Source organism: Pontibacter beigongshangensis (assembly GCF_014332515.1).
In the GTDB taxonomy this organism is placed as follows: domain Bacteria; phylum Bacteroidota; class Bacteroidia; order Cytophagales; family Hymenobacteraceae; genus Pontibacter; species Pontibacter beigongshangensis.
Genome location: NZ_VFSD01000029.1, coordinates 35,459 through 46,165, shown reverse-complemented (window position 1 = coordinate 46,165; position 10,707 = coordinate 35,459). Strand labels below are relative to the sequence as shown.

Annotated in this window: 3 protein-coding genes; 2 read left to right on the top strand and 1 reads right to left on the bottom strand. The window is 48.4% G+C overall.

Going from position 1 to position 10,707, the window contains the following annotated elements:
* Nucleotides 1-66 precede the first annotated feature (66 nt).
* Nucleotides 67-4,179, bottom strand: coding sequence for a hybrid sensor histidine kinase/response regulator transcription factor (locus tag FJM74_RS19980; protein WP_187264408.1), 4,113 nt, complete (start codon nt 4,177-4,179; stop codon nt 67-69).
* Nucleotides 4,180-5,524: 1,345 nt separating this feature from the next.
* Between FJM74_RS19980 and FJM74_RS19975 the strand changes: the two genes are divergently transcribed.
* Nucleotides 5,525-8,758: a SusC/RagA family TonB-linked outer membrane protein gene (locus FJM74_RS19975; protein ID WP_206684070.1), complete on the top strand. Its 3,234-nt coding sequence runs from the start codon at nt 5,525-5,527 to the stop codon at nt 8,756-8,758.
* 11 nt (nt 8,759-8,769) lie between these two features.
* Nucleotides 8,770-10,665, top strand: coding sequence for a RagB/SusD family nutrient uptake outer membrane protein (locus FJM74_RS19970; protein WP_187264407.1), 1,896 nt, complete (start codon nt 8,770-8,772; stop codon nt 10,663-10,665).
* Nucleotides 10,666-10,707 lie beyond the last annotated feature (42 nt).

Sequence of the window (10,707 nt, the reverse complement as noted above, 5' to 3'; positions counted from 1 at the left end):
TTTTAAGTTTTGTTAAGGTGCCGCTGTTGGTCCTGACAGCTTATGAAATCTGGTATCTAAGGAACGCTAACCAGCGATAGTCGTCTTTTCAACCTGATTCAACTGCGATTCCATATAGGCTGTCGGGGGCACACCGTAAAGCTCCTTGAAGGCGGTTGAGAAAGAGGCGAGGTTTGTAAACCCTACCGCAAAGGCTACCTCCGAAATATTGAGATGTTTGCTAGAAAGCAGGTTTGCCGCCTGCTGCAGTCTGATATTCCGGATAAAATCCCGGGTAGACTGGTTTGTCAGTTCTTTCATTTTCCGATGTAAGTGTACCCTGCTTATACCGATCTCATTGGCAATCATTTCAACACTTAAAGCAGGATTGCCGATGTTCTGATTGATAATATCAAGAAGCTTGAGCAACAGTTTTTCATCAGCCGACTTGAGGGCAACTTTCTGAACCTTATCCTGCTGCTGCTGATTGCCGCTAAAGTTGTTTTTTAGCATTTCACGGTTCTTAATAATGTTCTGGACCGTCTTTCTCAGAATCTCAATGTTGAAAGGCTTCACTATGTAGGCATCCGCTCCAATACCCAGGCCTTCCAGGTTGTCTTCCTCCTCCGACCGGGCGGTCAGCAGCACGATGGGGATATGGTTGATATTGACATTCTGTTTAATTTTCCGGCAAAGGGTAATGCCATCCATCTCAGGCATCATCACATCACTGATAATCAAATCAGGGGTTTTATTCAATAAAATGGCCAGGGCCTCTTTCCCATTGGCACACTCCGTCATGTGATAGTCAGTTGCAAATTCCTGGCAGATATACTTTCGTATTTCATCATCGTCATCTACCACCAGCACATGGTTCCTGGTTCTCGATTTCACCTTAGTTTTTTCTGAATCTATTGCCGGTGCTGGCAGAGCATGCACGGCAGGTTCTGCTTTTGGCACAGGAGGCTGCGTTTCTACCAGCTCTTCGGCTTTCAGGTGGTTCTTTCCTAAGGGCAACCGCATCACAAAGCGGCATCCCGGCCCTTCGGTATTGCTTTCGGCCCTGATGCTGCCATAGTGGAGATCTACTATGGATCGGGTCAGGTGAAGGCCAATGCCCGTGCCTCCTACAAAATGATTTTGGGTTGACCGGACCTGGTAGAAGCATTCGAAAACTTTTTCCTGCTCTGTTTCTTCTATGCCAATGCCACTATCCGCGATTATTATCTCAAAATACCGGCATAGCCCACTTGCAGTGGTTTTGTTTTCGCCAGTGTACAGGTATACATCAATTTTGCCGTTTTCAGGAGTGAATTTGATGGCATTGGACAGCACATTCAGGATCACCTTATCGAAATGATCAGGATCTACCCACACGGGCAGCTGCTCCATGTTGTGGTGGAAAAGGAGTTTGATATTCTTGACCTGGGTTTGTTCGGCAAATATGGCACAGAGCTCTTGTACGAACCCTACCATCTCGGTTTCCTGGAATTTCAGCTGCATTTGCCCCTTGTCTATCTTCCGGATGTCCATCAGCTGGTTAATCAGGTGCAGGATCCGTTCAGAATTGCGCTGCATGGTGGTGTAAGTCCTCTGGCGGCCTGGGTCTTTGTCTATTGCCATCAACTTTTTTAAGGGGCTGATGATCAGGGTCATGGGTGTTCTGATCTCGTGGGAGATATTGATAAAGAACTGCAACTTGGCATCATTGATCTGTTTTGCCTGCATATGCTCCTGTATCTTCCGGCGTGTGCGCTGCCGGTGGCGTATCTGCTGCACCACCAGCAAAACGACGGTGGCCAGCAGGAGCCCGTAAACTAATTTCGCCCAGTCAGAAAAATACCAGGCCGGCGATATGATAATAGAGACCTCTTTTGCATCGGCGTAATGGCTGTAATCTTTGGCTCTGAATCGGAAGCGATAAGTGCCGGGAGCCAGATCGGTAAAGTTAACGGTGTTAGTGCCCGGCCGAAGGCTAACCCAGTCTCCATTCTGCAGCGAGTACTGGTAGGTTATCCGCTCCGGATTGGCAAAATCCATGGTAGCTAGCTCTATACTAAAGGAGTTGTCGTTGTGGGAGAGGTGAAAGCTTTCAGCATCCATCACAGCGGCGTCCACAATGTTGTACCTGCCGGATTTCGTGCCTTTCTTCACGGCCTGGTTGTGCACATAAAAGCCTGTGATGCGGGCTGCCAGTTTCTTGCCGGGAGCGGAAATTACGGCAGGGATTTCGGCAGGGTGGAAGTAACTGATGCCGTTGATTCCTCCAAAGAAAATCTGCCCTTTGCCGTTTACGAACGCCGCCCCTCTGCTGAACTCGTTCCCTTGCAGGCCGTCGCTGGCAAAATAATTAATAAAGCTGCCGCCCTCGGGGTTCAGCTTGGTGATGCCAAAGTTGGTGCTGATCCAGATATGGCCGGCCGTGTCTCCTTTCACTGCCGTTACAACATTGCTGGGCAGCCCGTCGTCCATGGTGTAGGCCTTTATTTCTTTGGTCCTGCCATCCAGATACATCAGACCCTCGGAGGTGCCAATCCAGATATTCCCTTTTTTGTCTTCATATAAGGAATAAACAATAAGGCCATGCAGCAAACGGTTGGTGCCGTGTGTAGAAGCAAAGTTCCTGGTTTTCAAGTCCAGGCAGCCCAGGCCATCGTAGGTGCCGATGTATAGTTTATCATTGCTTGTCAGCAGCAGGCAGTTAATCCAGCGGTTGTGCACAAACTTGTCGATGCTCGCCCCGGCCGAACCTGGTTCGGCAACATATTGGGTAATTTGCTCTGATTGCAGGTCCATAGAAAACAGGCCGGCTCCCATCGTGGCGATCCAAAGTGTCTTCTGCCTGTCTTCCACCATGCTGAAGATACGCTCCACCTGGTGGGAGTTCCTGTCGCGGATGGTCGTGATGTAGTCGCACTTTCCTGTTTTGCGGTTCAGCTTGGCCAGGCCGTGCAGGTATGAGCCCAGCCAAAGGGTCTGGTTCGAGTCTTCGTAAATGCTCATGATGGAGGAGGAGACGGAGGCGGGGTCTGATGTGCGGCTGAAATGTGCTTTTTGTTCTCCATCCGGGTCTATTGCATAAAGGCCGTCGCTATCGGTACCGACCCAGAGCGTGCCCTCATGGTCTTCTAGGATAGAAAGGACAGCATTGGAGCCGATAACATTGTTGTGGCTTGATTTATACCCGATGTACTTGAAATTGCTGACGCTGGCCGGGAGCAGCATAACGCCTTTCTGGTAAATGCCTAGCCAGAGGTTGCCGGCCTTGTCTTCCAGAATAGAATGTACCTTCGATTTTTCGAAATTGAAGGTCGCCACATTGAAATTTCCTTCCGCAATAATTTTTTTCTTCAGGTCATAGATTTTTATGCCTTCGCCATCGGTGCCCAGGTACATTTCGTCCTTGTTGCCCAGGTGCATTGTAGTAATAGGTAAGTTGGGAGAGGGTGAAAAGGGAACCTGTTTAAATTCGTCGGTGGCTTTGGTATGGATAAAAAGTCCGTGGCTCAGGCTGCTGACATAGATGGTGCCCTTCTTATCCTGGCAAATACCGGTAATGGAGTTCTTCGGTAAGTCTTTGGAGTTGAGGAAGTCTTTGATGCTGCCATCCTTACCCACCCTGAAAAGTCCTTTGTCCTGAGACGATACCCAAAGGTTCTGATCCCTGTCTTCAAACAGGTAGTTGACAAGGTTAGCCGGGATCTGTTGCGGAATCTGCTGTACGATAGGTTCATCGCCCTCAAACCGTAGCGAAAAGGCGCCGAATCCTGCCGTCCCGATGAGGATTTCCCCGTTTTTGCGCTGGGTCATGTGCAGGATGTGGGCATCGTGCTCGTCGGCGCCTTCTTTTAACAGGCGGATTTGCTTAAATGTATCTGTCGCATGATCGTATACCTGCAGGCCGCTAAAGTATCCTGCCAGCAGGTGCCCTTTTCTGTCTTCGAACAGGAGGCGCACATAATTGTTAAGGATCGATTGCGGGTTCTGCCGGTCATGTTTGTAGATGGTAAATTTGGAGCCATCGTACCGGTTCAGCCCATCTTCCGTGGCAATCCAGATAATGCCTTTGCTATCCTGAAAAACCTGGTAGATGAGGCTGTTGGACAGTTCCACATCCACGGAGAACATTTTCCCGGACTGCGCATATGCCAAATGAGAGGTCCAGCATAACAGCAGTAAAAGCTTGTATATTTTTTTCAATGTAAAAAAGGTATGGGGTGTACAGCAGGCTTAACCGGCCATGAAATTCTGCTCAGGATAAGTTAATCCTGCCAACATGCTGTTAGCAGGATTAGTTTATTGACAGTGCTACAAAGTATATTTCGTTGCTCCTTTAATTAAGTAAATTGTTGAGATAGTATAAGGTGTAGCCAGGCCTTTATTAAAATTAGTTTTCGCCTAACAAATAACCAAGATAAAATAAGCTGGCAATATTTTCAATATACATAACTAATGTTAGTTAAAATATTCTTTGGGTGCCTCCCATCAAATTATTCCAATGAAAATGCCTCTCCGGAGGTGCTGCTGCTGATAATAGCACACAAGGCTATTTGTAAAACTTTATGTGGCATATGCAGCCTTTTAAACTGATCTTCTGATAACCTGAGCCTTTTTGCTCAACCAAACCTGCACTCTTCCTCAGGCCATTTTACAGAGGTTCGGCCGCGTCTTTATTCGGCAGACATAGGTACGGCACAGATTCCTGCACCAGCGCCAGCATACTTCATCGGCTCCGTAACACCAGGTAGCATCAAGGCAGCGGCGCCTCCGGAGGGGCATTTTCATTCGAATAATTCGGAATGAATGCTTAAACCGACCTTTGTGTCCGGCACCAGAGGCGGCTATCAATTCAGAACTCCCACCTTGCTTCTGACCTACTTTGTAACAGCCGGCGAAAAACGGCCTCCCATGTAAATTTGGCCATAATGTTACAGCGGCACAAGTACGTGTAACACCAAATTCTGCAAATGTAACATGGCGAATAATCTGTGTAACATGATCGTGTTCGCTATCAGCTCCAATGAAATATATTTGCTCATGGCTATAGAAACTAATGTTTGTTAAGTGGCGGCCTGTTAAGTCTTTTGTTGTAAGACCGATGCAGGGGCTGCTGTCTGATAATGGCGGTGATCAGGAGTAATTAGAATGGTTTGGGAAGATGAACAAAACTAAGGTTTCGGGGTGGGCGTGAGCAGCCTGTTGCTGATACTCAGAAAGAAGGCAAAAGGCCTTTGGCAGGCAAGGTTTCCTACAGACGTGTAGTTGGGGCAGCGCCTTACGGACACCTCTCTTTTCAAATTTTCCTGAGACGCCTGCATAACAGTACTGCCAGAGCTACAGCCTGCACGACAGCCGGGAAGTGAGGTGCAGAAAAATCAATAAAACTTAATACCTGTCAATATGGGAATAGACACCAGTTAGAAATTAGCGGGAAGGCTGTTTTTGCGCTGCTTTAGATGATTGTGTTGGTTAACCAGCTGATTATCAGTTGGTGGTATTGGTTGATTATAAGAGCCATTCAAATAGTTTAAATTAAAATGATTATATGAAAAAAATGCTACGACAAAACCTGCATATGGTCAAATATGCATTTATAGGGGTTTCTGTTCAATGTTTTTTGGTTGGCGTATCATGGGCATCTGAAAACAGTTTCCATCCAAAAAACCATGACGAAATTTTTATCCTGGCTGAACGGGCTGCCTCATCAGCCAGTGTACCGGCCACCCCGCCGCAAACCAGAACAATTACCGGCAAGGTTATATTAAACGACGAGAAACAAGGTGCGCCGGGTGTAAGCGTATATGTGAAAGGTGCAAGTATCGGTACGGCTACGGATATTGACGGCAGCTTTACGTTAAATGTACCTTCCTCCGAATCGATCCTGGTTTTTAGTTATATAGGCTACCTAACACAGGAAGTAGCCGTTGGCGCTCAGCGCGTGATCAACATTACCTTAATGCCAGATTCCAGGACGTTGAGTGAGGTTGTAGTGGTGGGATACGGGGAACAGAAGAAAGAAAGCGTTATTGCCGCCATTACGCAAACCAAAGGGGAGGTGCTGGAACGGTCTGGCGGTGTGCAAAGTATTGGGGCAGCCCTAACAGGTAACGTGCCCGGTGTGGTAACGATGGCTAGCAGCGGCATGCCTGGTGAGGAAGACCCACAGATACTGATTCGTGGAAGCAGTACCTGGAACAGAGCAGATCCATTGGTTTTAGTAGATGGCATTGAACGGCCCATGAACAGTGTGGACATCAGCTCGGTTGAGTCTGTGTCTGTACTTAAAGATGCCTCGGCTACTGCGGTGTATGGCGTAAGGGGAGCCAATGGCGTTATCCTGATCACTACCAAGAGAGGAAAAGAAGGAAAAGCCCTGATCAGGGCCAGGGTGCAGAGCACTTTAAAATCACCTTCCAGAATGCCAGGCAAAGCCGATGCCTATGACACGTACCAGGTTCGGAACCGTGTAATCGAAAACGAGCTATCGCTGGAGCCCGAAGCCTGGGCAAATTATGTTCCGCAGGCAGTTATTGAAAGGTACCGGAATCCGGCCAACGCTGAGGAACTGGAGCGCTATCCTAACATCGACTGGCAGAAAGAGCTGTTTAAGGATTACGCCATGTCTTATAACGCCAGTCTCAACGTAAGTGGCGGAACCGAACTTGTAAAATACTTTACCAGTGTAGACTTTCTGCAGGAAAACGACCTTTTTAAGGTGAACGACAATAACAGAGGCTATCAGGGCGGTTACGGCTTTAACCGCATGAACGTACGGAGCAACCTGGATTTCAGGCTAACACCTACCACCGTTTTAAAAAGTAACCTTTCCGGTTCTTACGGCGTGCAGCAAAGGCCCCGGATAGATGTAAATGAATACAACTCCTGGATTGCTGCCTACAACAATGCCCCCGATGTATTTTATCCGCGGTATGCTGATGGCTCATGGGGCTATTATGCACCAATCGCCAGCAGGGCAGAAAACTCTATGCGGCTAATGGCTACCACTGGTACCAGAATTACCACAACCGCGCGCCTGAACACAGATTTTACGCTGGAGCAGAACCTGGATATCATCACCAAAGGCCTCAGGTTTGCCGGTACCCTCGCCTTCGATAACACCTTTGTAGAAGCCCAAAGAGGCATTAACGACTCGAACAACCCTACCCAGCAGAAGTGGATCGACCCGGCCACCGGCCAGGTGTACTACCGGGAGGCTTTCGACACCAACAACAGGTTTGATTTTCAGGAGCCGGTAGCCTGGACTACCACTGCCGGGGCCGTGAATAACGACGTCTCGCAACGCCGCCTGTTCTACCAGGCACAGCTTAACTATGCCACCACCATTGGGCAGAAGCACAACATTACTTCTATGGGCCTGGTGAACCGCAACGAGTATGCTACCGGAAGTGAAGTGCCGCGCGTTCGGGAGGACTGGGTGTACCGTGCCACCTACAACTACGACGGCAGGTACATGTTTGAGTACAACGGGGCCTACACCGGTTCAGAAAAATTCAGCAAAGAAAACCGTTTCGCCTTCTTCCAGTCTGGCGGCATCGGCTGGATGATCTCCAATGAGAATTTCATGAAAAACATCACCTTCCTGGATTACCTCAAGATCAGGGCCAACTACGGGCAGATCGGGGATGATCATGTGCAAGGGCGATGGCTCTTTATGACGAACTGGGCCTATGCAGGACGCGCTCAGCTGGGTGTGCTGGGAGAGGGCGGTGAGCAAAGCCCCTATACCTGGTACAGAGAAACCGATGTAGGAAACCCGGACGTGCATTGGGAAACGGTGACAAAAGGAAACGTAGGTTTAGAATTTGAGTTTTTGAAAGGCTTTGTAAAAGGTAGCATTGATTATTTCAACGACAGGCGCAAGGAGATTCTGTTACCAGGTGGCAGCCGTGCCATTCCTTCCTATTACGGTACACAGGCTCCCACAGCCAACCTGGGCGAAGTGCAGAACCAGGGTTTCGAATATGAACTGAACCTGAATTACCAGTTTGGCAATGGCTTACGCCTGTGGTCTAACATGAACATGACGCATGCCAGAAACAAAGTGATTTACGCCGACGACCCGCAATTGCTTCCTGATTATTTAAAGAGAGCAGAAAAAAGGATAGGCCAGGCTTTTTCGCATGTAAGCCATAGTTATTATAACACCTGGGATGAACTGTACGGCAGCACTATCCACAACCAAAACGACGGCGAAAAGATACCAGGGAATTACCACATCATAGACTTTGATGGCAATGGTGTGATCGATGCCCAGGACAACATTCCTTACGGGTATTCCGGCAATCCGGAAAACACCTACAACACTACCCTAGGGTTTGAGTGGAAAGGCTTTAGCGGCTTTGTGCAGTTTTACGGCGTGAATAACGTAACGCGGCAGGTGGTGTTCAATAGCTTCGGTTCCCAGAACAATGTGGTGTACGACGAAGGCAGCTACTGGTCTAAAGACAACATGAACGCCGATACCCCACTGCCGCGCTGGATCTCTACGCCAGCCGGTTACTACAGAGGCAATCAATACATGTTTGATGGTTCCTACATCCGTCTGAAAAACCTGGAAATCGCTTACAACCTGGAGGCTAAATTTATAAAGAGCCTGGGGATAAACAACATGAGGATTTTCATAAATGGTAACAACCTGCTTTTATGGACGAAGATGCCTGACGACAGAGAATCGAATTTTGCAGGTACCGGATGGGCTTCTCAGGGAGCTTACCCTACTGTAAAAAGATATAACCTGGGCGCAAACATCACTTTCTAATTTAAACTATCATGAAAAAGTTGTTGAAATATATTGTAAGAGGAAGTTTTGCTCTGAGTTTAATCTTGTTTGCCTCTTGCGAAGAATACCTGGAAAGAACACCTGATTCTGTTGTGTCTCAGGATGATGCCTTTCGAAACTTTGTTAATTTTCAGGGCTTTACGGAAGAGCTTTACCACTGCGTGCCAGACTTTACCAATGCCTACTGGACCAACTCCTGGAACTGGGGAGACGACGAAATTCAGTCTACCTCCCAGACTTTCCACTTTATAGTTAAAATAGAGAACGGAGATTTTTGGGGATGGCAGCGGCAGCATGACGGCTGGGGCGCCGGCTGGATGGATGGCGGCGGCAATCCAAGCACCATCTCTAACGACCGGATGCAGAAAAGGCTATGGCCACTGGGCTGGTATGGCATACGCAAAGCCAACATCGGACTTGAGAACCTGGATAAAATGACAGATGCCACCGAAGAAGAGAAAAAACTCATAAAAGGGCAACTCCTTTTCTTCAGAGCCTGGTTTCATTTCCAGTTTATGCAATACTTCGGAGGCCTCCCCTACATCGATTATGTGCTTCCTTCTGATCAGCCCTTACGGCTGCCCCGGCTTAGTTACCAGGAATGCGCAGAACGTGCGGCGCAGGATTTCAGGGCAGCGGCGGACTTACTCCCCATAAACTGGGACAACACCACTGCAGGCAGAAGAACACTTGGCAAGAATGACCTGCGCATCAACAAGATCATGGCGCTGGGTTATTTAGGGAAAAATCAGCTTTGGGCCGCAAGCCCCCTGATGAACCAGGTGTCCAAAGGAACCAAGACATATGACCAGGAATTGAGCAAAAAAGCCGCTGAAACGTTTGGTGAGTTATTGAACCTGGTAGAGAGCGGGCAAACCCAATATGCCCTGCTTCCTTTTGCCCAGTATTCAAGTAACTTTTATACCACAGGGCAGAACTGGCGGATGCCGGGAGGCACGGAGGCCATTTTCCGTTCGCCCACATGGGGAGCAAACGGATCGAACTGGAATACAAGCAAGCAGTACCAGCCATCCCCACTGCTGACAGATGAGACGATCAGCTTTCTGCCAACATCCAATTATGTAAACTACTATGGTATGGCAAACGGGCTGCCTATCACAGATATAACAAAGGCTGATCCGGAGTCTGGTTACGATCCTGAGTACCCCTGGCGTGGCCGCGACCCACGGTTTTACCATGACATTGTGTATGATGGTGTGAAAACAGTGCAGGGAAGCCTTCCTGCAGGCACGGATCCTACTATCCGGTATGCGAACCTATACACCGGCGGTAATTACAGAAACGTGGCTACTGGCAGCCGCACGGGGTACCTGCTGTACAAATTCATTCCAAGAACGGCTAACAGGTACGACGGTGGCTTCGATTATGGTAACAGCCTGCACATAAAAATCCCCTACATGCGATTAGCCGACATCTATCTGATGTATGCTGAGGCAGCTGCACAGGCCTACGGCTCTCCTACCGGCAAAGCTCCTGGCTACAGTAAGAATGCAGTGGAGGCTATCAATGTTCTTCGCGACAGAGCCGGAGTAGGGCAGGTGGCTGGCAAGTTTCAGGGCTCCATGGATGCGTTTATGGCTGAGCTAAGACGCGAGCGCGCAGTGGAGCTTGCCTTTGAGGGACACCGCTTTAATGATCTTCGCCGCTGGTTACAGTTAATAGAAAGCCCTTATACACTCAAGAAATCGATTGAATTTGACCGGGTAGGGGAGTTTAACACCCAGGATCCTAAACAAAACAAGGTAGCGAATATAAGAGAGGCGGTCATTTTGGAACGCAAGTTCAGTGAAAAGCACTACTGGTTACCACTTAAGAACAGCGAGGTGAACATGTATCCGGAATTTGGTCAGAATCCAGGTTGGTAATACCAGTCATTATATGAAGTTATGAAGTTTAAAACTGAACAT